We start from the raw sequence: 23,032 nt of genomic DNA, 5'->3' as shown, positions 1-23,032 counted from the left end.
CTGCTCACCTTCCTTCCAGCTCTTCGGGTTCAATATGCCAGCCGTGATCGTCGAACAGCGACCGCATCAGCATCGATCCGAAGGTAATAAGAAGCCCCAGCGCTGTAACAATATAATTATTGAACAGGAAGCTCATAATGCTGCTGCTGAATTCATCACGGCTGAACATAAAGCCAAGGCCCGCAATGAAGATACCGACGGACATCAGGAACGGCAGAATCGTGGCCGACGGCATATGAATCGGACCAATCGGCTCCGCCGGGGTCATGGCCTTATGCCCGGCCATTTTCTCTTTCCAGAAAGCATCCAGGCCCCGCACAAGCGGCGTCTGCTTGAAGTTATATTCCGGCGGCGGCGAAGGGATCGTCCATTCCAGGGTCCGCCCGTCTTCCCACGGGTCTTCCGGCGCATCCGCCGGCCGTCTGGAGGTCAAGAACACATTTACAAGGAAGATAATCATGCCCACTCCCATCAGGAACGCCCCCACCGTACTGACCAGGTTGAGCGTATCGAACTGCTGGTTCGGCAAATAGGTAAATACGCGCCGCTGCATCCCCATCAGTCCCAGGAAATGCTGCACGAAGAACGTTAAGTGGAACCCGATAATGAAGGTCCAGAAGGTCCACTTGCCCAAGGATTCGCTGAGCATCCGCCCGAACATCTTCGGCCACCAGTAGTGCAGACCGGCGAACAGCCCGAGCACCAGACCGCCAACGATTACATAGTGGAAATGCGCCACCACGAAGTACGTATCATGGAACTGGAAGTCTGCCGGCGCGGAGGCCAGCATCACCCCGGTTACTCCGCCCATCGTGAAGGTAGGAATGAACCCGGCCGCGAACAGATTCGGAGTCGTGAACCGTACCTGTCCGCCCCACATGGTGAACAGCCAGTTAAAGATCTTGATCCCGGTCGGGACGGCAATCAGCATCGTAGAGACGGAGAACAAGGCGTTCGCGACCGGACCGAGGCCGGTGGTGAACATATGATGCGCCCAGACCATGAAGCCCAGGAAGGCGATCAGAATCGTGGCGAAGACCATGGAGCTGTACCCGAACAGCCGCTTGCGCGAGAAGGTCGGAATGACCTCGGAGATGATGCCGAAGGCCGGGAGAATCAGAATGTACACTTCGGGATGGCCGAAAATCCAGAAGATATGCTGCCACAGTACGGGATTGCCCCCACCGTCAACATTGAAGAAATTGGCGTCCAGTATCCGGTCGAAGGTAAGCAGGACAAGTCCTACGGTAACCGCAGGGAATGCAAACAGAATAATGGCTGAGGTAATGAAGGTAGCCCAGGCGAACATCGGCATCCGCATGAAGGACATCCCCGGTGCACGCATCGTGATGATGGTAGCCAGGAAGTTAATCCCGCCAATCAGTGTGCCGAGTCCGGCAATCTGCAGCCCTATCGTATAAAAGTCCACTCCGTGTGAGGGGCTGTAGCCCGTACTCGATAGCGGGGTATAGGACGTCCAGCCCGCATCCGGCGCGCCGCCCATCACCCAGCTCAGGTTAAGCAGAAGACCGCCGAACAGGAAGGTCCAGAAGCCCAGCGAGTTGAGAAAAGGAAAGGCGACATCCCGCGCGCCGATCTGCAGCGGAATCACCGCATTCATCAGCGCGAAAATAACCGGCATGACTCCTAGAAAGATCATGGTCGTGCCGTGCATGGTAATCAGCTCGTTGAAGGTCTGGGCATCCAGGAAGGTATTCATCGGCTTAATCAGCTGAATACGGATCAGGATCGCCTCCAGGCCGCCAATGCCGAAGAAAAGGCCGCCGGCCCATAGATACAGGATGGCTATTTTTTTGTGGTCGACGGTGGTAATCCAGTCCATCAGCCCGGTATGCCGCTTGGCGCTGTGGCCGGGCTGCAAGGGCTGGGAGGGCTGCAAGGATTGCGCTGCGTGAGCCAAGGTATGTACCCCCTTATCAAATATGCTGCTTCCGCTTCAGTCATAGGCCCCTATTCCACCGTATAACCGGCCAGATATTCGGCAATGCCGTCGATCTCTTCATCACTTAAGCCCATATCCTTCGGGTTCGGCATCTTGTTGCCGGGCTTCACGCTCTGCGGATCATGCAGCCAAGTCTTCAGATTCTCAAGGACCGGCGCCCCGTCTTCTCGAGTGTCATCATTAAGCAGAATTCCGGCAACCGATTCACGGGAGCCGATTCCGGTCAGGCTTGGAGCCACCGGTGATGCAGGCATGCTGCCAATAGCATGGCAAGTCAGGCACTGGGACTTGAATTTCTCAGCCAGTACTGGATCTTCCGGCATCACCGACTCCGGCGCCTTCATTGAAGCCACCCACTTGTCAAAGGCCTCACCGCTGACCGACTTCACCTTAAACTCCATGAACCCGTGGGAGGGTCCGCACAGCTCCGCGCATTTCCCCCGGTAAACGCCTTCATTCGGTGCACTGAAGCTGAAGCGGTTCACCGTGCCGTCGGGATTGGTGTCCATTTTCCCGGCCAGCGAGGGTACCCAGAAGGAATGCAGCACATCCTTGGTGCTGAGCTCAAAGGCAATGTGCTTACCTGTAGGAATAATCAGATCCTGCGCGGTCGTTATTCCGTAATCCGTATATTCGAACTCCCACCAGTACTGGTGGCCGGTCACCTTGACCTTGATGGCGTCCTTGTCATCCGAATGATCATTGCCGGCAGCGAAGACCACCTTCACCGTAGGAATCGCCAGCACAATGACGAGAATAAGCGGGATGACCGTCCATAGCACCTCCAGCTTGAAGCTGCCCTCCACCTGCTTCGGAATCTCATCCTGATCCTTCTTCCGGCGGAAGCGAATCCATACATAAGCCGCAATGGAGAAGACGATCAGCAGCACCACAATCATGATCGTGATCGACAGCTTCATCAGTCCGTAAGAGCTTTCCGCTACGGGTCCCTGCGGTCTGAGTACCGACAAGTCCTCACGCCCGCATCCGGCCAGAAGGAGTCCAAGTGCTGCGGTCATGGGAAGAAGCCGCTTACCAGCCTGCCACGTTTTCATCATTGATCTACCCCGCTTTTCCCGAATTCGTAGATTAGAGTATTTTCCTGTCAATTATAACAATCACTATTAATATAAGTTCGGTCTACGTTTTTGTCAATCGTTCACAACAAATTCACATAATCATTTTGAAGTCGCGGAAAGCTTGTCAATACTGATTTTATAAGCGCTTTCAATTTTTCCGGAAAACTGTTAAACTACTTTTGAAGCGTATTCATATCTATTTGTGTCTAAACATTCATTTGACATACGAAGATGATCTGCAATATGCATACAAAAAAAACCGATTCCAGAAGCAGAAGGCTGCCCGGGCACGGTTTATGAGAATCCTCATGGATGTTATCGCTTGAATGTAGATTAAATGTATAGTTGTCGGCATCAAACAGCACGAAACAGAATCACTCTCTCTGCCCGCTTCTTCAGGAGACGGAAGAATTCATTCTAACCAGCTCATGCTCCACAACCATGGTCAGCTCTTCCTCGTATCCTCCCGTGATCCGATACTTCCGGACGTACTCTTTCACAAATTTCTTGGGATCTTTGGGCCGGAAAATACGTGTCATTTCCCGCAGACTTTCCTTGACTTCGTTATGACCTTTACTTGCCATGATCAGTTCCCTCCCAAAACATTGAAAATGAATGCTCCGTTGTAGAGAATGCATGATGAAAAGTTCGCCGTAACCTTGAAATGCAAGTAAGAAACCATTACACATACGCGGCTTGCATTACCCGTCCAGACTACCATTCCATGAACTTGGAAATCCGCCTTGCCGGTGAAGCAGGTTCGTCGTGATTTGGGCTGAGAGTAAGGATGTCCCACTGCAAAGACACCTTGACACTTTAATTACCCGAAGAGCCACTTGCTGAATCACTCCTTTCGGGCCTTATCGTTATATTGTATCATATTCCAGATTAACTTCCACCTTTCCATGTAAAAATGCAAATGGAAATTTTTTATAGTATATGCTTGACCTTCCGTTTGGGAACCTGATCATAGTATGCCCCCTATCCCCCAAAATTATTGGACAGCATTCCGCACAGCTCATACTTTGCCCGGACACCTCATAGGCTTGTAGGGAAGAAGCACGAATAATCTTTGCCTTTTTCTTCTACAATCCAAGGAGAGTGAGCCCTTTGTCGCCTTTCAGATCTTCGACCGGACTGCCCGATAACCTTGCCGCCGCCTTGTGTTATTTTTTCCCGTTTATCGGTGCGATTATTTTCCTCGCTCTGGAGAAGCGCAGCCGCTTTGTCCTGTTCCACTCGCTTCAATCCCTGATTGCCTTCGGAGTCCTTATGATCGCCCATGTGCTCAGCGGCTTCATTCCGCTTCTCGGTGATGTGGCAGGCGCCCTGATCTCCCTATGCAGCTTCGCAGTCTGGCTCCTGATGATCTACCATGCCCTGGGCAGCAGATGGTTCAAGCTCCCCTGGGTGGGAGAGATCGCCGAAAGCCAGCTGCGGCAGCTGTAGCTGTAGATGTAGCTCTGCGCAGCAGAAAATAGTTTCCCTTTTGCCTGCCCGCTCCTTACAATGGGATAAGACATGCAGGAATCTACAGGCTGGGGGAAGCATCCATGTATTTGTTCATCATAAATCCCCGCTCCGGCGGCGGGGCGGGACGGCGGATCTGGCACACCGTACAGGCCTTGCTTGCGGCGCAGGCTGTTCCGTATGAAGCGCTGTTCACCCAGAGCGCTGCCAGCGTAGAGAATCAGGTGTCGCAGGCGCTTGCCCGCCGCGAGGACTGGCGCGCCGCCATCGTTGTCGGCGGCGACGGCACGATCCACAGTGTGCTGGGCACACTGCGGCGCACTGGGGTCCCGCTGGGAGTCATCCCGGCGGGTTCGGGCAATGACACCGCGCGCGGGTTCAGCATCCCGCTCGCGCCTGAGGCTGCGCTGGACACCGCGCTGCAGGAACACTGCATCGAAGCCGATCTGATCAGCGCGGCAGCCCGGCTCACCCTGACGGCGGTGGCCAGCGGCTTCGACGCGCAGGTGGCCGTCAATGTGAACGGCAGCCGCTACAAGCGGCTGTGCAACGCCATTGGCGCCGGGCGCCTAGCCTATATCATCGGCGTGCTGCATACGCTGATGACCTTCAAGCCCTGCCGCGTCAGCGTGACCTGCGACGGGAAGGAGCAGGCCTTCGACCAGGCGTGGCTGGTCTCGGTCTGCAACCTGCCCAGCTACGGCGGCGGGCTGCTGATCTGCCCGCAGGCGGAATCAGGCGACGGCCTGCTTGACGTCTGCGTCGTGCACGGGGTCAGCCGCGGGCAATTGCTGCGGCTGTTCCCGACGGTGGTGAAGGGCAGGCACACGAAGCTGCCCTATGTCACCATGCTGCGCGGACGCAGCGTAGCCGTGCACTTCGCGCAGCCGCGCCACGCCATCGGCGACGGCGAAGCGCTCGGCACAGCGCCGCTGGCCGTGGCTTGCGAGCCGGGCGCGCTGCGCGTGCTCTCGCCGCTGGCGGCAGCCCCGGCGGTGGCTGCCGACGCCGCGGGGTCCTGCCGCGCGGGCGGCTAGGCCGGACGCGGCGGGACGGGTGTGGCGGGACGGACGCGGCGGGACAGGCGCGGCGGGGTATATATGTGGCTCCGCGTAACGGACTGAGGCGCTCTTATTCTGGATGAAAGTCATAAATCAGGCAAGTAACGGACCACACGGAGCTTATTCTCTGAAATACTGCTCTTAAGTATCGTTTTGAGCTACCTTAAGGTCTCCTCGGTCCTATAAGATACCAAAAGCGGTGTTTTCCAGGGGATAAGGTCTCTCAGGTCTGTTAGGAGCAGATTGGTCCGGCTAATGAAGAAGTTGGAATGATATTTCCCAACACAAAGAGCAGGCCCCAGGTATTCCCCTGGGCCTGCTCTTTGTTACATATTTCACGTTTCCGCCGGGTCCGTTTCCTGCTTCGTGCAGGAACAGACCTTGATCACAAAGATATCTTCCGCTAGCAGCTGTAATTCTGCTGGCCAAGCTGAACCGGCTTTGCCGTCCTTTTAAAGGACGGTACCGTTTCAGCGAGAAAGATAAGGATAATTATAGCGCGAAGCATATAAATTCTTATCTTTGGACAAAAACCGCTGGAACCCCGCTGCTCCGGTTATATCCCGGTTGGCTTCTGGGGCAGCAGGTTGCCGACAATCGACTTCAGCTCACCCTCCGTCGTGCTGCTTTTCTTCCCGTTGTCAAAGCTGGTAATGCGGATCTCGGAATAACTTTCTCCCGGAGCCACGGGCTTGAAAATCCATTTCTCCCGGTTATCCAGCCGGACGTTGAACTTCATGTCCTTGAACATCTCCACCAGCTCCCGCTCTCCCGGGGTCTTGCCCTCTTCCAGGAACAGCAGTCCGCGCAGCGGCTTGACGCCCTCTGCATGCTGCACTTCAAAATGTACAATACACTCCATGCTTGTCACCTCCCTTGCTTAGTGAACTTGGGCACTTACTATTGCAGCCCTATTCCTCCGGCTCTTCCCCCGATTCCTCCTGATCATGCAGCACATATTTGCTGTAGATCCGGCTATAGCGCTCCCCGTAGCGTCGCTGCAGTTCGGGGCCCATATCTTCCTCCAGCTCGAACAATACCAATTCCTGTGTAAAAGATTTGAGCAGCAGCTCCACAAGCACTGGATGCTCGGTAATCACGGCTTGGGCGCTCCCGTCCTCATAACGCATGCCGAGCATGCACCAGCTCCGGTCCACGACGAAGGAGAACTTCCGGCCTCCGCTGCGTTCCGGCTTCCCCGGCAGGGGCGGCCATACCGGATAAGGTGCCGGCACAGCATCACCGCCGTCAAAAGCCCACAGCAGCTTCACTCCGCGCTTCTCCGCCTGCTCAAGCTCACTGCGCAGCAGCGAGGCTTCCTCCCGCCATACATCCACTACAATCTCCTGGGCGGCAAGATTCAGCTGGCGGACCAGCTCTCCTATGACATTCCGGTCACCCTCCACGTTGTAGAAGGAGGGGCTGACCGGACCTCCGCGCGGCATTTCACTCTCCATATAGGCGAGCGAGGCCTGCACCCGGCCGGATATCATCGTGGCCAGCTCTTCCGGGTCCAGTACACTGTAGCGTGCCGGCTCCCCTTCTCCGCAGCGCACGTAGCCTTGCTGAGTCAGGCGCTGAAGCGCCGCATATACGTTCGATCTTGATACTCCTAGCTGCTTAGCCACTTCGTAGCCCGAAGCCTGGCCCTTGGTGGCCAGCTCAACCATAATTTTGGATTCCATCTCTGTGAAACCCAAATTGCGCAGATGCAGCAGCAACTGTTCCATCTATGTTGTCCCCCTAAGCTGTCAGTACTACACTGTCTATATTTGCTCCGAGCCGCAGCGCGGGCACCACATGGAGCCCTTCGGCAGATCGGCGCGGCAGATCTGGCAATTCACAATCTCCCGTGTATCCGCGTCTCCGGCTACCCGCTCTTCGGCTGGCTCACTTGCCTTCCAGTCCCTAATCCGGCGGTCCAGCTCCAGTTGCCGCTCCCGTTCCCGTTCCAGTTCATCTGCCTCCCGGCGGCTCCGGTCAGAACCTGAAGCCATCCGGTCCGCATCCTCCAGCTCTGCCTCTTCTTCCAGTTCAGGCAGCACCTCCGCATACTGCACACGTGCTTCGGGTCTTCTGGCCAGCTCCCGTTCCGCTTCGGTCAGCTCTTCCTCACCGTAGTACTGGTCTTCCTCATCTTCATGCTCCAGCACCGTATGTACGGTAACCACAGGCGGTGCTGCGGTAGCGGCGGCGGCCGAAGACGGCTCTTTACGCAGTGAAATCTCCTTATCTTCCGGCTTGCGTGCTTCCAGCTTACGTCCGCAATGCGGACAGAAATTGGCATCCAGCCCTACGATCTGACCGCAGGCACACAAGCGTTCATTTCTCAATTCGGCAATTCTTGAGCGTACGTCCTCGATCTGCTCCTGCAGCTTGTTACAGCCCCGCGCAAGCTCGATCATCTGGCCTTCAGCCACCGACATATCCCTTGAACGATATCCCTCATAGAACAGCTTCCCCATTTTCAGAAATTCAACCTGCATCTCATGCTCAATATCCGAAATCTGCCCATTCAGCTTGCTCACTTCCACCGAGCTTTGCGCTTTTTCACTCACCCGGCTGGCACCGTCTTTAATGCGTTGCAGTAAATTCATTGTAGTTCCTCCTTCTCCAGAGTGAGAATAGGCTGATTCGCAGCCGCGTATATCCTTACATTCCGATTGCCGCCCCACGCAGCAGCGGAAACGTGATTCTATCATACCAAAAGTCCACGGCAGATTCATTATTTGTCGTCATGTGGTAAATACCAAGTAGAGGCGGTTAGCGTTCTTATTGGAATGAGTATGCTGCGGAAGAAGCAATCATACATATTGCCTTCTGCTGGATCCGTTCCTGCGTACCCGTACATTATCGAATGATGGAGGGATGAATTGTGCCTGACGATAACCTTAACCGATATTTCGTCTCTGTGAATCACGGTCTGATTCAGGAAGAGAGAGGCGACTCCAGTGAGTACGAGGTTCTGCTGTCCAGTGACGGGTTGACTGTGCTTCAGGATCTTCTGGCCGATCTGGCCAGCGGGGATGACTACGCCTTCCGGCGTGCTCTGGTTCCCTACAAGTCAGCCGATCATGATGATGCCGCGGAGCAGTTCGATGACACCACCATCCGCCTGTTCCAGTATCTGCACGACCATGGCACTGACGAGACCCGCCTTCAGATCGAAGGCTTGAACGTCCTGCAGAAGCTGGAGAATACAGGCTATCAGGATGAAGGCTACGGCACAGGCTCTCCCACCAACAAATAAGAATGAACGGAGCTGCGCCATAAGGACGGCCTAAAGCCTATACTGAGCTAATACGCGCCGGAGGGAAGAATGTTTCTCTTCGGTCAGGGTTACGGTTTTATTTTGCTTCCGGGGCTGTACATCGGTTAAAATAGAATCAGAACCGCAGCTAGCGCTGTATAAGATTGCCGTAGTCATCCATTCATGGTCTACAGTCACAAATAACGAAAACCGGGAGAGTTTCAGTGGAAGAATATGATAGTACACAAGTAACATTGAACAAGTTGCAGGTCCATGTGAAGGATATGCAGAAGTGGCAGATTAACGAGGATTTTGCCAAGCAGGTTGAGAATTTCAAGGCTTTGCCGGCGCTGTACCGTCATGCTCTGAATGAGCTTGAGAATAAAATCGATATCATCCGGACCGAGTGGCAGGTGCGTGACGGCTTCAGCCCGATTGAGCATGTGAAGTGCCGGATCAAAGAACCGAAGAGCATTGTGCAAAAAATGCAGCGTAAGGGCTATGAGCTTAACCTGGATAATATGGAACAGCACATCCATGATATTGCGGGGATGCGGATTGTCTGCGCCTTTGTGAAGGATATCTACCGGCTGGTGGACCACCTGTGCGCCCGCGAGGATATCCGTGTGCTTGAGATTAAGGATTATATTGCCCATCCGAAACCGAACGGCTACCAGAGCCTGCACCTTATCGTGGCTATACCGCTGGTACTTCTGGATGGCACCCGCTGGGTTAAGGCAGAAATGCAGCTGCGTACGTTAGCCATGGATTTCTGGGCCAGCATGGAGCATATTCTCTACTATAAATTCGACAAACAGCTGCCCTCCCATGTGGCCGAGGAGCTGAAGGAAGCCGCTCGTGCTGCCGATGAGCTGGATCAGAAGATGCTCCGCCTGCGCCGGGAGATCCTGGAGCTGTCAGAAGGCAGCGGCGGCAACGAGTCTTAATTGCGCTTGTTGCCGTAGTATAAGTGAATAACATAACCAAGTAGACATAATCTTAGGGTAAAATGGCTGCAGCCAGGTCGTTATCCGGCTACTAGAGGGGCACTTGTGTGCTCCTCTTTTGTTTTGCTCACTTCTTTCTGGCGATCAGGACGGAAGTGAGGTGCTCTTCTGCCACTTCTTCTGCTCCTCATTCCCGCCTGCTGAATAGTAGCAAAATGTCCGCACGCCGACTTCTAGCCGATCCAGAGGGATTTATCTACTTTATTCCCGTGCAGCCACCTCGCAACCTACCCGGCGCACTGCGCTCAAAACTAATGTTACTTGGTAGAACAACTCTTACGTTCGTGTCCCGGCATCCGATTCAATTCCACCAGTTGGCCTAGTTTACCCTCAATATTACTTAAAGAGCAGTTTCAGTCGCCGCACAAACAATAGCTCATTTGCTCCTACAGCTTATTCAAGCCCCATCTCACGAACCCGATCAGCTATAGCTCATTCATTCCCATCACACCTATCCATGCTCCTACAGCTTATTCAAGCCCCATCTCACGAACCCGACCAGCTATAGCTCATTCATTCCCATCACACCTATCCGTGCTCCTCCAGTTTACTCAAGCCCCATCTCACGAACCCCGCGCAGCTATAGCTTATTCAAGCCCGCCGCGCGCTTCGCAGCAGCTTCCGAGACCCGGCGCATCAGCAGCGCAAGCCCTTCACGCGCCTTGGGTGTCTGTGGCAGGAGTGCGCTCCAATCCTCCTCTGGCTCCATTACCTCAGGTATAGCCGGAAACGGACGTGAGGAGATCTCGTGAAACAGCGGCCCCGGCTGGTGCAGAGAGCCTTCAGCCGCTGCCTCAGCCAGCCACTCTCCAGAGGATACGGCCGGCCCCTTACGCTCCAGCCGGGCCAGCTCGGACGCGAGCGACACAGACGCAGGCGCGTCTTCTTCAGTGCTCCGCTCGTTCTCCTGCTCCGCCCACAAGGCGAATACGCCGGAGAGCAGCTCTTCCTTGGACAGTCCGCGCAGGGCGAATGCAAGCAGCGGCTCCTGGGTCAGCTGCTGCCGGACCCGCTGCACCAGCTCCTCAGCAGGCAACAGACCCGTGCCCTGTTCCTCTGCAGCCAGCCTCAGCTCGTCATCTACAGGCAGCAGCTCCAGTGCAGCAAGCCCGCCATTCAGGCTACCCTGCAGCAGATCATACAATTCGCCCGGATGCGCAGCGAGCTGATGCAGCACTTCATTCTTCCTGGCGGGTGTCCACTGCGGAATACGCAGAGTAACAACCGCCCGCTGGCCCTGTTCCCCTTGCTTCTCTATCTCTGCTCCGGCTTTGCTGCTGCGTCTGTCTGCTCCTTCAGCAGCAGGCCCCACACTCCCGATGGCCTTAATGACCCCGGGCAGCACCTCCAGCCGCAGCTCCAGCAGCTCATTCATAGATGTTGCCTCCTTCTGCCTTACAATGTATTGCCCTGTTTACATCCAGTCCTGTCCCTGGAGTTCAATCAGCTCTTTGAGCTCATGGTTAGACATCTCGGTCAACCAGTTCTCGCCGGAGCCGACGACCTGCTCGGACAGGCTTTTTTTGCGTTCAATCAGCTCGTCGATCCGCTCCTCCAGCGTTCCCTGGCAGATCAGCTTATGCACCTGTACATTCTTATGTTGTCCAATCCGGAAGGCGCGGTCCGTCGCCTGATTCTCTACAGCCGGGTTCCACCAGCGGTCATAGTGCAGCACATGATTCGCCCGTGTCAGATTGAGGCCTACGCCTCCCGCCTTAAGCGACAGAACGAAGAAGGCCGGACCGTCCCCCTCTTGAAAAGCATGCACCATCTCGTCGCGCTCACGCTTCGAGATGCCGCCATGCAGGAACAGCGGCGTCTGCCCGTATCGTCTGGCCAGCCGGCTGACCAGCAGTTCGCCCATCGCTACATACTGGGTGAAGATCAGCGCCGATTCGCCAAGCTCAGAGATGCTGTCGAGCAACTCGAACATGACGTCCATTTTGCCCGAAGGCTCACTGCGCAGGCTCCGCCCCTCGTCCTTGCGGAACAGCTGGGGATGATCGCAGATCTGCTTCAGCTTGGTTAGGGAAGACAGCACCAGCCCCCGCCGGGCCATGCCCGAACGCTCGCCGATGACGCCTAGCATCTCATCCACAACCCCCTGATACAGCGCGGCCTGGGTCTCCGTAAGCGGACAATAGGACTTCAGCTCAAGCTTCTCCGGCAGATCCTTCGAGATATCCGGGTCACTCTTGAGACGCCGCAGCAGGAAGGGCGAGACCAGCCGGTGCAGCTCACGCAGCCGTTCGCCGCCCTCTCCCGACACATAACGCTGGCGGAAGGAATGATACGTCCCCAGATAACCTGGGTTGAGAAAATGAAAAATCGACCACAGCTCGCCCAGCCGGTTCTCCACCGGAGTCCCGGTCATTGCGATCCGGTGCGGCGCGCTCAGCTTCATGACGCTCTGCGCCTGCTTGGTGCGGTGATTCTTGATGTATTGCGCTTCATCCAGCACAACCGTGGACCAGCGTACCCCGGCCAGATCCTCGCTGTCCCGGCCCGCCAGATGGTAGGTAGTTAGCACAATCTCATGGCTGGCCGCCAGTTCTCTGAATCCTTCGCCGCGCACCCGCCGCCCTCCATGGTGAATATGCAAGCTAAGCGAAGGGGCGAAGCGCTGCAATTCCCGCTGCCAGTTGCCCAGCAGCGAAGTCGGGCAGAGGATCAGCACAGGCTCCTGCTTCTCGCCCGGCGGGGCATTCAGCGCCCGGTCGAGCAGGCAGGTGATGACCTGCACGGTTTTGCCGAGGCCCATGTCATCAGCCAGGCAGACGCCGAAGCCGAGATTGCTGAGTGCCGTAAGCCACTGATAACCCCGCTCCTGATATGGCCGCAGCGTTCCGTTCAGATCCTCCGGCACCGGACGCAGCGGCATCCCGCGCAGCACATCGCCGTGCATGAGGGAGGCCAGCAGGCCAGAGGTCTCCATGCCGGTAACCGACATGCCCTTCCACAGCCGCTCTTCACCATCTTCAGCCTCCAGGCGCATCCAGTCGGCTGCAGTCATCTCTCCGCTCTCACCACGCTTAATATATCTCAGGACCTGACGAACTTCCTTCGGGTCCACTTCAATCCATTCTCCCCGGAAGCGCACAAATGGCACGCCTGCTTCCACCAGGGCATTCAGTTCCTCCTCTGTGATGTCTGAATCTCCCAGAGAGGCTTCAATACGGAAAGAGATCAGCTCTTCCATACCCAGCGCAGACTGCACCGGGCCATCCGCTGCACCCGCCGGGGGCTGCATCTTCATTCTCATGCCGATCCGCCGCCGTCCCTCCCGGCTCCAGCGCGAAGGCATCTGCACGGTAATTCCCCGTTCCCGCAGCTGCTGCACGCTCTCCTTCAGGAAGAAATACAGCCGCTCCGGCGGCAGCTCAATCCCGCGCGGGGCCGGTTCAGCCAGCGAGCGCCGGATGTCGGGCGAACTCTTCGCCGCCCGTCCCAGCGCAGCCAGGAGCTGCTGCTGAATATTGCGGTAACGCTTGCCCCATAGGGTGAATTCCCGCTCCCGGCTGCTCCACACCGCTTCCGCCGGAATCCAGAATCCCCCCTCCTCCCGGCTCTCCGCCCAGAAGGTCAGCTGCCACAGCTCGCTCTCCTCCGCCGGAGGCTCCAGCCGCAGGCCCAGGCTTAGCTGTCCGCTGCGGGCCTCCTCAGTCTCGAAATGCGGCACCTCATGGCCCGCCGTCTCGTTCACCACTGCCAGCAGCTCCGTTACCTCAGCCGGAGTCCCCTGCACGGGGATATCCCGGCTCCCCGTGAGCAGACTGTTCCACCACAGCTCCGTCAGCGGAGAATAGCCGCGGCGGTAATTGGCCTTATACGGCGACAGCACGCTCTCATGGGCGGCAACCACATTCTTGATCTCGGCGGTCATGACCGCCTGCAGGAAGGAATACAGCACATACCCGCCCGCTTCCTCCCGCGAGGACAGGTCGCCTTCCTCAGCTACGTGTGTGCCAAGTGCAAGCACCGGCATGGAAGCCGCCATCTGCAGGAAGAACTCCTTATCCGCCTCTTCCCGGAACGCCGGTGACCAGCATACGGCAGCGGCCTGTTCGCCGCCGCGCCGCCGCGAACCGATCTTGCGCGGCGGCTGGGCGCCGGGCACAATCCCGCCCTTGCCCATCAGCTCCAGCGCGAAGCGGGCGGCTGCCGACCAGTAGCGCAGCTCCCCCCCGGGTTCAATGCCCTGGGCACGGCTCGCCTGCTCATCCCAGGCCAGCAGCAGCTCGAAGGCATCCTTCGGCGACAGCGCCAGCCCTTCCAGCGTGCGTCCGGGCAGTCCGCGCCGCGCCGGTTTGCCCTCCACGGCGGCGGCCGCAGGATACTTCACTTCCGCCAGCCGCAGTGCAGCACCCGCAAAAGGACGCCAGCCGCTGCGGAGCTCCAGCCGTTTAATCACGCGTGTCCATGCGTCCACCTTCGGCTCGGAGGTTTCGCCCGAGAAGCAGAATAATACGTCCCCTAACCATATTGCATACAGATGCTTAATCATTGTTGGTTAATCTCCATTCTTGTGAGCAAACAGCAAGAGCAGCCCTTCCAATCCGGAAGACTGCCTCCTGCTGCGCGAGAAATATATTATGAAGCTGCACCGGCAGCAATAGCTCTAGCCGTACAGCCTTCCTGTTACGTTGTCTGCTGCAACTTTTTCTTCATCCCTTCATCTTATACGAAAAAGCCTATATTTAAAAACTTTTCTGCACATTTTCTGTGATTTTCAGCAGATTGTTGTTCAGATCAGGCGATTACTGTCCAGATAGCGTTGCAGCAGAAAGAACCGGCCCGCCCTCTCCAGGCTAGCCGGTCCTGAAATCCTGTGTAGCAACTCGTGCTGGACTACCAAAATCTGACGGGCTACATCTACCTGCCCTCTAATCCGTACCTGCCAGAATCCGCAGCTCCCCGCCCCCGGCAGCATCCGCTACCTGAACGATGATCGCGCCGTTCTTGCCGTTCCGGGCCCAGCCCAGCGCCCCCTCATTCAGCTGCTCCAGACTAATCTCTGCCAGTCCCTCCACCGCAGCGGCAGTGAAGAACGGATAGCAGAGCGCGAAGCGGAGTGTCTCCCGGCGCGGCTTGTAATCATGCACCGCATACGCCCACTTCAGTGCAAGCAGACCTTCCCCGCCTTCGGCCTGCACGGCAAGCTCCGTATACTGCCCCTTGCGGTAGCTGAAGCTGTGGCCGTCATCCTCATACAGCTTGAAGGACGAAGAGAAGCCCGCAGCCGCTTCCGCCCCGTAGAGGTGGAAGATGATCGTCTCCTCCGTGTCCTCCAGCGCATACTGTCTCAGCGGGCCTTCGGCCACGAAGCTGCCGGCCTTCACATACATCGGCATGATGTGCAGCGGTGCAGCCGCAAGAATATGCCGTCCGCCTTCGTGAATCTCTCCGTCCCAATAATCCAGCCAGCGGCCTTCCGGCAGATAGACAGAGCGGTGATCCGTATCCGGGCGGTAGACCGGGGCAATGAGCACATTTTCACCCAGCAGGAACTGGTCACACAGGTTACTGACATGCGGATCACGCGGATATTCAAGCACCAGCGGACGGATGACAGGCAGACCACTCTTCTCCGCCTCATGAAAAAGATTATACAAATGCGGCATCCAGCGGTACCTCAGTCCGATGAATTCACGCAGAATCCCTTCCATCTCTTCCCCAAAGGACCACGGCTCCTGGCGCAGCGTCCCGATGGAGGAGTGATTGCGGCAGTATGGGAAAAAGACGCCCATCTGCGTCCACCGCACCAGCAGCTGCGCCGACGTATGATGGGCGAACCCGCCGATATCCGGCCCCGAGAAGGCCAGCCCGGACAGCCCCATGTTGAGCACCATCGGCATCGCCATCGCCATGTGCTCCCAGAAGCTGCGGTTATCGCCGGTCCATACGGCTGCATAGCGCTGGATGCCCGCATACCCCGCACGGGTCAGCACAAAGGGACGCTCACCCCCCATATGCTCGGCCAGCCCTTCATAGGTCGCTTTGGACATCATCATCCCGTACAGGTTATGGTATTCCTCATGCGTCACCGGCCGCCCGTTGTTGAAATGCATCACATCAAGATCCATCGTCTTGGTCTCATTGAAGACCGCAGGCTCGTTCATATCGTTCCAGATGCCCTGAATGCCAAGCTCTGTGTAGTATTTGTGCAAATCTCCCCACCACTCGGCGGTCCGGCTGTCGCTGAAATCAGGAAAGGCACTGATCCCCGGCCACACCTCACCGAAGAAAATATCGCCCTCCAGGCGGCGGCAGAAATGCTTCTCCAGCACCCCTTGCTTATACACCTCGTATTTGGGGTCTTTTTTGACGCCGGGATCTACAATCGGGACAATGCGCACACCCAGCTCCGCAAGCTCCGAGATCATTTTCTGCGGATCAGGGAAGTTGACAGGGTCGAAGGTGAATACGCGGTACTCGTCCATATAGTGGATATCCAGATAGATCACATCGCATGGGATATTCTTCTCACGGAAGGTCTTGGCCAGCTGCAGCACCTCCTGCTGATTCATGTAACTGTAGCGGGACTGGTGATAACCGAGCGCCCACTTAGGCGGAAGTGCGATCCGGCCGGTGAGCGTGGTGTATCTTCGGACGACATCCTTCATCTCGGGCCCATTAATGAAATAGATATCGTACGCTCCCGTAGAACAGCCAATGGTAAAAGCAACGCCGTGCGAGCGCATGTCGAAATCACTCCGGCCCGTATTATCCAGAAACAGCCCGTAGGAGAGGTCACCGTGCATGTGGATAATGAGCGGTATCGACTCATAGAGCGCTTCAATCTCCGGCAGATGAGGGGCGAACACATCGGTGTTCCAGTTCGTATAACGCTCCCCGCGTTTGTCCAGGAAGCTCGATTTCTCACCCAGTCCGTAGAAATGCGAGTCCGGCTGCATATCATATTCCGCATGGCTTGCGCCGCGCGGGTTCCAGCTCGCCAGATTCTGCTGCATGATCACCTTCCCGGATGTATTCTCCACACGGAGCAGAAACGAGGCCTTCTCAATAATCAGCCGGATGGCGCCTGTAGAAAAAATGAGCTGCTCCTCCGTCTCCTCTACCGGAAACAGATGCGGAATACAGCACTCCTTCAGCACAGCCTCCGAGGTGGTCAGGTCCGGTACCTTGCTATGGAAGACCTTCATCCGGAACATATCATCGCTCAGGAAGATAAAAGCCATCCCGGCGCATTCCCCCCGGACGATGTAGATATTCTCGGAGCGTTCCCAGGACACCACGCTGCCCGGCGTGTTCCAGGTCTCCTTCATCACCATCGGCCCCATCTTCTCGGGGCGTATCGCCTCACTGCTCTCCATGAATCTTCTCTCCCTTCGCTGCTTGCTGATCTACTTCTTGACTACATATTACCCCGGGCCTAAGGAATACTATCCGCGATTCTTATGACCAATTGGTCATTTTTTTTGCCGGATTAGTCTTAATTTCCGCCACAGCGGGTATATTCTATATAGGCCAAGGCCAAACCGTAGTTATCAAACAAGTTAGGGAGTGGTCATATGACTAGAACTAATCCTTATAAGTGGGGGAATTTACTGCTCTTCCTCGGCGTCATTGCCATCAATACCCTTTCGGTCGTCCTGCCGCTTGGCGGGAACAGCACCGCCGAAATCTCGGACAGGTATCATACGTACCTCACACCGGCCGGATATGCTTTTTCCATCTGGTCCCTGATCTATCTGCTGCTGGCCGGATTCATTATTTATCAGTTCCGCAGCGATAGCGGGGGCAGGGATTCCGTCCAGCGGATCGGGATTTGGTTCATGCTCAGCTGTCTCTTCAATATGGGCTGGCTGCTCCTCTGGCATTACCTGTACATTGAGCTGTCGCTGGTGGCGATGGTGCTTCTGCTGCTCTCCCTGATCGTCATTTACCGCAAAACCCGCTTCATCGCAGATCCCACGACAGGCGAGAAATGGCTCGTGAAGCTGCCGTTCAGCCTCTACCTCGGCTGGATCTCGGTAGCCACCATCGTCAATGTCAGCGTTGTGCTGGTGAAGAACGACTGGGGAGGCTTCGGACTCAGCGGACCGTTCTGGGCCGTCATCATGCTCTGCGTCGGTGCTGTGCTGGCTGTGCTGGTAAGCTACCCGTACCGTGACAGCATCTATCCGCTCGTCTTCGTCTGGGCCTATATCGCCATTGCTATCGAGCATAAGTCTACGAATGAGGTGTATTTCACCGGCCTGATTGCAGCAGGCCTTCTTCTGCTCTACAGTATCTGGCTGCTGCTGACTCCGCGCCGTTCCCGCAGCAGATACTAAATAAATTGAACTAATGGTTTTCTATTTTGGGATTAGCCGTGACTCCAGAGAAGTTTTGATTCAAGTTCAATCTATGTAGATATGCTTATATATGCACGCAAAATCCCCCGCACGCCTGATTCACGTGCGGGGGATTTTCCTGTAACCTACCGGATGCATCCGTTCTGGCTTATTTCTTGCGTGCTACCGCTTCGATCTCGACCAGCGCGTCCTTCGGCAGACGGGCTACTTCAACGGCACTGCGGGCCGGGTAAGGCTCGGTGAAGAAGGTGCTGTACACCTCGTTAACCGCCGCGAAATCATTCATATCCTTCAGATACACGGTTGTCTTCACTACCTGATCCATTGATGCTCCGGCCTCTTCCAGGATGGCCTTCACATTGTTAAGCGACTGGCGTGCCTGCTCCTGCACACTGCCCGGCAGTTCCGCCGTCTCCGGGTCCATTCCCAGCTGGCCTGAAGTGTAGACCCAGTTGCCGGCAACAATGGCCTGGCTGTAAGGGCCGATCGCTCCTGGAGCTTTCTTTGTAGCTACTTGTTTTTTGGTCATAGTGAACGCCTCCTGCATGCTGTACGCGGCCTGTAGACCGCTATGTACATTCTAATCGTATGTTTATTGTAAGTCCTGGGGTCTGCGGTTTGCAAACCCTGATGCCCCTCTAATGCTTGCCGATCACATGAATGACCTCATTGGTGTAGATATGAACACCGCCTGTATCGGCCAAGGCAATGTTCATCATCGCCCGCGCTACCGTGGCGGCCGGTATGGCCCGGAACTTCGCAGCCTTGCCGATCATGGCGAAATCCAGCGCCTTCATAACCACAGCTGCGGCGCGTTCACCCAGCCTGAATTCTGCCCGGTCACCGAGCAGCAGCGAAGGCCGGAACAGATGCAGGCCGTGGAATCCGGCAGCAATCAGGCCCTCCTCCGTCCTCCCCTTGGTCCGGCTATAGAAGGTGCGCGATTTGGCGCTGGCTCCCATAGAGGACACGGCCAGGAACTGCTTCACATTATGCTCTTTGGCCAGGGCCGCAGCCGCAAGCGGATATTCCAGGTCCACCCGTTCGAACTGCTCCTGCGAGCCCGCCTGCTTAATCGTCGTTCCCAGGCAGCAGAATACTGCATATACACCGGCGAATTGCTCGCTGTATTGCTCAAGCCGGTCCCAATCCACTTGAATCTGTCTCAGCTTCGGATGCTCAAGCGCAAGCGGACGGCGGACCAGTACACGGACCTCGTCCCAATTCCCGCCCAGCAGGTCCCGGGTCAGCGCACTGCCGACCAGCCCTGTAGCTCCCAGTACCAGTGCAATTCTTGTCACCGAAATAGCCTCCTTCTATTCCTCCTTATTCATCCCGCAGAATACGGCGGCCCAGCAGCAGTGCCAGCAGAATCATCAGCACGCCTACCACTAACTGCATGCCGTAGATCTGCATCCACTGGGGCCATTCCTTAATCCATTCATAGATACGGCCGCCCAGCAGTGGGCCGAAGAAGGCCGCCAGACCGGTAAGCGCCGCATACATCGCCATATACATCGGCCGTTCGCGCTTCGGCGTATCGCCAATAATGAAGTTGAAGGCGAGCTGGTTGAAGCCTCCCACACCCACGCCGAACACAATATGGGCCGCAAATAATACCGGAAGCATCGGCAGCACAGACAAGAGTCCCCAGATCAGGGAAGAGACCGCGATAATCGGCAGCGTCCACAGCAGCAGCTTCTTGTTGCTGTGCCTGGCGTTCAGATTGCCCCATACATAGAAGCTGGCCATCATGAAGACCGTCTGCGCGACATTCAGCAGGGACAGCTTCTCATAATTGATATTCAGCAGCTGCAGCATGACATAGGAATACAGCGGCACGGTCAGGTTCTGCAGCAGCAGCCAAGCAGACAGGAACAGCGTGGATTTCATGAACATCTTGTCCTGAAGCGGCTTCCTGAGCATCGGCAGGAAGTCCTTCTCTTCCGATTTCTCAAACGGCACATCCGGGTAGAAGAAGAACACCACAATATTCGAGATCGAGAAAATCCACACTACAATATACAGGATAAGGAATCCGTGTCCGCCCGGATAACGGTCAAGAATAATACCGCCTCCGTACATCACCAGGCTTCCCAGCGCATTAAGGAACGTATTGCGAATACCGAAATACCGGCCCCGGACCCTTGCAGGCACCAGGTCACTGATGACCGAATTCCAGAGCACACCGCCGGCAGTGTTGGCAATAAAGGCAATGGTATATAGTACGATGAAGGCAGTAACCCAGTGCTCTTGCGGAAAAATAAACGGAACCAGGCCCGTAGATCCCCACAACAGCCGGTGTAAGCCAATAAAAGTCACGAGCGCCCACTTGCGGCTCGGCAGCCTCTGAATCAGGAAAGCCACACCGATCTGTGCGACGTTCACCAGCGTAGTAAGCGCGAGGACAAATCCGATCTGACTGGAGCTGGCACCCAGGTATAACAAAAATCCTGTAAGAAATTGGCCTTGCAGCAGCACCTGGAATATGGTGGATGGTATCCCCTCAAAGGTAGCGATCTGCAGATTCTTGCGGTGTACGGAGGCCTTGCGCAAATCCTTGGAACGGTTCCGCAGCGGCCGGCTTCTCATGATGTTCATGGGGTGTTGACTCTCCTTTGATGCGGCTTTTGCTTCATTCTACTCAGCACCAGGTTCCTGTCAATACACCGAAATCACAAATAAAGTTGGAGCTGCGGGGATTATACGGACGCGTCTGAATGCAGTGGTAAATATAAGGAGAATATACTGCCCTGGCCTTCGCGGCTATGCAGGGTAATGAAGCCGCCCAGGAGCCTGGCCAGATCATTGCTGATAGACAGGCCCAGCCCCGTACCGCCATACTTGCGGCTGACATTGATATCCGCCTGTTCAAAGGCCTCGAAGATCAGATCATGCTTCTCCGGGGGAATGCCGATTCCGGTATCCTGCACCTCAAAGGCAATCCACTTCTGTGCAGCAGCCCCCTCCTGACGTTCCACTACACGGATATTCATAGTGACCCCGCCAGTCATCGTGAACTTGAACGCATTCGAGAGCAGATTGCGCAGAATCTGCTGCACCCGCTGGGGGTCCGTGTAGATTACCGCAGGCACCCCTTCGTCCAGGGAGACACTGAAGGTGAGCTGCTTCTGTCTGGCTAAGACGCCGAACTGCTGGACGAGCAGATCAGGGACCTCGCTGGTATTTAAATCCTCTATAATAATATCCAGCTTCCCTGCCTCCACCTTGGACAGATCGAGAATATCATTGATGAGCGACAGGAGATCCTCCCCGGAGCGGTGAATGATCCCCCCATATTCAGCAAGCTCCTCCGCACTCAGGGACTCACCGCCTTCTTCAATCATCTGGGACAGGTTGATAATGCTGTTCAGCGGGGTTCTTAGTTCATGGGACATGTTCGCCAGGAACTCCGATTTGAACTGTGAGGCTAGCATAAGCTGCTTGGCTCTTTCCTCGAGCACAATTTTATTCTTATGCAGCTCCTCCGTCTGCTCGGACAACAGCTTATTCGCTCTAATGATCTGTCCTGTACGCATCAGGTCCAGATGAAAATCGCGGATAATCAGCGCGAACAACGCACTGAGGACAAGGCCTGCGGGAAAGGTAACCGGCAGAATCTTCGTTATGTAATCATGTGTGGGAATGACCCCAAATACGGCAATATTCAGCACATTCACTACATTGACTACCAGAATAGTAGCAATTCCCTTATACATCACCGATGAAGACGAACGCTTCATCTGTACGCTTAGCGCGGCACAGACAAAGCCCAGGATAGTCAGATTCAGCACGCCTACCAGCGCTGCCTCGTTTACTCCAAAGGTCAGGCGCGTAAGCCCGGTTGCGATTCCGATGATAATCAGGACCAAGGGCTGGGGGTAAGCCAGTGTAGAGATGATCAGCGGTACATACCGCAGGTCAAAAATGACATGCTCATGCAGTCTGTAGCCGAAAAAGGTGCTGATCCACCCTGCGAAGACCGCGAGCAGCACCCAGCTTACTCTTTTTACAGGCTCGGATGCGTGGGTTACAGTGTACTTGTATATTAGATTCGCCAGATACGACAGAGTGATTAGTAAAGCTGTATTCACAAAAAAGATTTTGACATATTCCATGGCTTCACTCCTGCAGCGAAAATAAGTTCACAATAATATTTATAGTATCATACTGGAGGAATGAAAAACATGAAGCGTGAGGGCTATTGCATATGTATATGTATGAGAGTGATGGCTGCGGAATGTCCGGGGGGACAGCAAAAGAGCGCAAATCAGATACGATTTGCGCTCTTTCCTTGAAATATAAGAATTTATTTATATGTTTTATGCTATAAATTATCCTTCTGATTAGCTGCGGTGGGAGGACTCCCATTTATGGTACTCCGCTTCGGCTTCATCCTTGGAATGGCCGTAACGCTCCTGCAGCTTGCCTACCAGCTTGTCTTTTTCACCATCGATGATATCCAGATCGTCATCTGTCAGCTTGCCCCATTGTTTCTTGGCTTCACCTTTAATCTGCAGCCATTTACCTTTGATCACATTGTTATCCACTACAAGCTCATCTCCTTAGTTGTCTATTTAATGTCTGGCGAAAGCTTATAATTGCTTGTGATCTATTACCCCCATGACTTTTGGCTGAATCTCCAGGCTGTGCAGGGGCTGCACCTGCAATTGCTTGAAACCATGCAGAATAACTCAACTTTTGTCACATAAAAGTCTTTTTAAAAAGCTATTCAACTATCTTAAAATTTGATATACTTCAGAAGTAAATTTATTTATGATTTAAGTGATTATTTTCACATGATAGTTCCATAGCTTGTGCTAAAATGCCATCGAACAAGAAACGATATGATTCAATTTTTTCTTATTGTCTGCCGATATATGT

At 55.3% G+C, this 23,032-nt stretch carries 19 protein-coding genes; 5 read left to right on the top strand and 14 right to left on the bottom strand.

Annotation, left to right across the window (positions count from 1 at the left end):
* Nucleotides 1–4: 4 nt before the first annotated feature.
* From ctaD to C173_RS02640, 3 genes are all read right to left on the bottom strand, one after another.
* Nucleotides 5–1,843, bottom strand: coding sequence for a cytochrome c oxidase subunit I (gene ctaD, locus C173_RS02650; protein ID WP_051477781.1), 1,839 nt, complete (start codon nucleotides 1,841–1,843; stop codon nucleotides 5–7).
* 128 nt (nucleotides 1,844–1,971) lie between these two features.
* Nucleotides 1,972–3,021, bottom strand: a complete 1,050-nt coding sequence (coxB, locus tag C173_RS02645; protein ID WP_036722155.1) for a cytochrome c oxidase subunit II — start codon at nucleotides 3,019–3,021, stop codon at nucleotides 1,972–1,974.
* A gap of 416 nt (nucleotides 3,022–3,437) precedes the next feature.
* Nucleotides 3,438–3,626 carry a hypothetical protein gene (locus C173_RS02640; protein WP_019913840.1) on the bottom strand — a complete coding sequence of 63 codons (189 nt, stop codon included), beginning with the start codon at nucleotides 3,624–3,626 and terminating at the stop codon, nucleotides 3,438–3,440.
* Nucleotides 3,627–4,152: 526 nt separating this feature from the next.
* Between C173_RS02640 and C173_RS02635 the strand changes: the two genes are divergently transcribed.
* Together C173_RS02635 and C173_RS02630 are read left to right on the top strand one after the other, a co-directional pair.
* Complete coding sequence (locus C173_RS02635) at nucleotides 4,153–4,491, top strand: DUF4870 domain-containing protein (protein ID WP_036722151.1); 339 nt, start codon at nucleotides 4,153–4,155, stop codon at nucleotides 4,489–4,491.
* 104 nt (nucleotides 4,492–4,595) lie between these two features.
* A complete protein-coding gene (locus tag C173_RS02630; protein ID WP_051477773.1) occupies nucleotides 4,596–5,549 on the top strand; it encodes a diacylglycerol/lipid kinase family protein in 954 nt (317 codons plus the stop codon).
* Between the two features lie 580 nt (nucleotides 5,550–6,129).
* Here the strand turns inward: C173_RS02630 and C173_RS02625 are convergent.
* The 3 genes from C173_RS02625 to C173_RS02615 are packed head-to-tail and all read right to left on the bottom strand — an operon-like array spanning nucleotide 6,130 to nucleotide 8,170.
* On the bottom strand, nucleotides 6,130–6,435 hold the full coding sequence (locus tag C173_RS02625) for a hypothetical protein (protein WP_036722149.1): 306 nt from the start codon (nucleotides 6,433–6,435) through the stop codon (nucleotides 6,130–6,132).
* A 49-nt stretch (nucleotides 6,436–6,484) separates the two neighbouring features.
* Nucleotides 6,485–7,303, bottom strand: a complete 819-nt coding sequence (locus C173_RS02620; protein WP_036722147.1) for a TrmB family transcriptional regulator — start codon at nucleotides 7,301–7,303, stop codon at nucleotides 6,485–6,487.
* A 36-nt stretch (nucleotides 7,304–7,339) separates the two neighbouring features.
* Nucleotides 7,340–8,170, bottom strand: coding sequence for a zinc ribbon domain-containing protein (locus C173_RS02615; protein ID WP_036722144.1), 831 nt, complete (start codon nucleotides 8,168–8,170; stop codon nucleotides 7,340–7,342).
* A 278-nt stretch (nucleotides 8,171–8,448) separates the two neighbouring features.
* On the opposite strand from C173_RS02615, the gene C173_RS02610 reads away from it, so the two are divergent.
* Together C173_RS02610 and C173_RS02605 are read left to right on the top strand one after the other, a co-directional pair.
* Nucleotides 8,449–8,823 (top strand): hypothetical protein, encoded by a 375-nt coding sequence (locus tag C173_RS02610; protein ID WP_036722142.1) that lies wholly within the window; start codon nucleotides 8,449–8,451, stop codon nucleotides 8,821–8,823.
* A 284-nt stretch (nucleotides 8,824–9,107) separates the two neighbouring features.
* Entirely contained in the window at nucleotides 9,108–9,770 is a 663-nt protein-coding gene (locus C173_RS02605; protein ID WP_051477780.1) for a GTP pyrophosphokinase, read from the top strand.
* A gap of 640 nt (nucleotides 9,771–10,410) precedes the next feature.
* Here C173_RS02605 and C173_RS32645 read toward each other — a convergent pair.
* From C173_RS32645 to C173_RS02590, 3 genes are all read right to left on the bottom strand, one after another.
* Nucleotides 10,411–11,205: a hypothetical protein gene (locus C173_RS32645; RefSeq protein WP_051477772.1), complete on the bottom strand. Its 795-nt coding sequence runs from the start codon at nucleotides 11,203–11,205 to the stop codon at nucleotides 10,411–10,413.
* Nucleotides 11,206–11,244: 39 nt separating this feature from the next.
* Nucleotides 11,245–14,334, bottom strand: coding sequence for a DEAD/DEAH box helicase (locus tag C173_RS02595; protein WP_036722140.1), 3,090 nt, complete (start codon nucleotides 14,332–14,334; stop codon nucleotides 11,245–11,247).
* Between the two features lie 379 nt (nucleotides 14,335–14,713).
* Nucleotides 14,714–17,164 carry a glycoside hydrolase family 31 protein gene (locus C173_RS02590; protein ID WP_036722139.1) on the bottom strand — a complete coding sequence of 817 codons (2,451 nt, stop codon included), beginning with the start codon at nucleotides 17,162–17,164 and terminating at the stop codon, nucleotides 14,714–14,716.
* A 198-nt stretch (nucleotides 17,165–17,362) separates the two neighbouring features.
* On the opposite strand from C173_RS02590, the gene C173_RS02585 reads away from it, so the two are divergent.
* Complete coding sequence (locus tag C173_RS02585) at nucleotides 17,363–18,127, top strand: tryptophan-rich sensory protein (protein ID WP_036722137.1); 765 nt, start codon at nucleotides 17,363–17,365, stop codon at nucleotides 18,125–18,127.
* A 169-nt stretch (nucleotides 18,128–18,296) separates the two neighbouring features.
* Here the strand turns inward: C173_RS02585 and C173_RS02580 are convergent, their stop codons facing one another.
* From C173_RS02580 to C173_RS02560, 5 genes are all read right to left on the bottom strand, one after another.
* A complete protein-coding gene (locus C173_RS02580; protein ID WP_036722134.1) occupies nucleotides 18,297–18,677 on the bottom strand; it encodes a RidA family protein in 381 nt (126 codons plus the stop codon).
* Between the two features lie 109 nt (nucleotides 18,678–18,786).
* Entirely contained in the window at nucleotides 18,787–19,449 is a 663-nt protein-coding gene (locus C173_RS02575; RefSeq protein WP_036722131.1) for an oxidoreductase, read from the bottom strand.
* Between the two features lie 25 nt (nucleotides 19,450–19,474).
* Nucleotides 19,475–20,749: an MFS transporter gene (locus C173_RS02570; RefSeq protein ID WP_036722129.1), complete on the bottom strand. Its 1,275-nt coding sequence runs from the start codon at nucleotides 20,747–20,749 to the stop codon at nucleotides 19,475–19,477.
* Nucleotides 20,750–20,850: 101 nt separating this feature from the next.
* Nucleotides 20,851–22,266, bottom strand: coding sequence for an ATP-binding protein (locus C173_RS02565; protein ID WP_036722127.1), 1,416 nt, complete (start codon nucleotides 22,264–22,266; stop codon nucleotides 20,851–20,853).
* A 228-nt stretch (nucleotides 22,267–22,494) separates the two neighbouring features.
* Entirely contained in the window at nucleotides 22,495–22,698 is a 204-nt protein-coding gene (locus tag C173_RS02560; RefSeq protein WP_036695255.1) for a CsbD family protein, read from the bottom strand.
* Nucleotides 22,699–23,032: the final 334 nt, after the last annotated feature.

The sequence above is a fragment of the Paenibacillus sp. FSL R7-277 genome (genome assembly GCF_000517965.1).
Taxonomy (GTDB): domain Bacteria; phylum Bacillota; class Bacilli; order Paenibacillales; family Paenibacillaceae; genus Paenibacillus_AQ; species Paenibacillus_AQ silagei.
The sequence above is the reverse complement of the archived record's forward strand: the minus strand, read 5'-3'. Positions and strand labels throughout refer to the sequence as shown.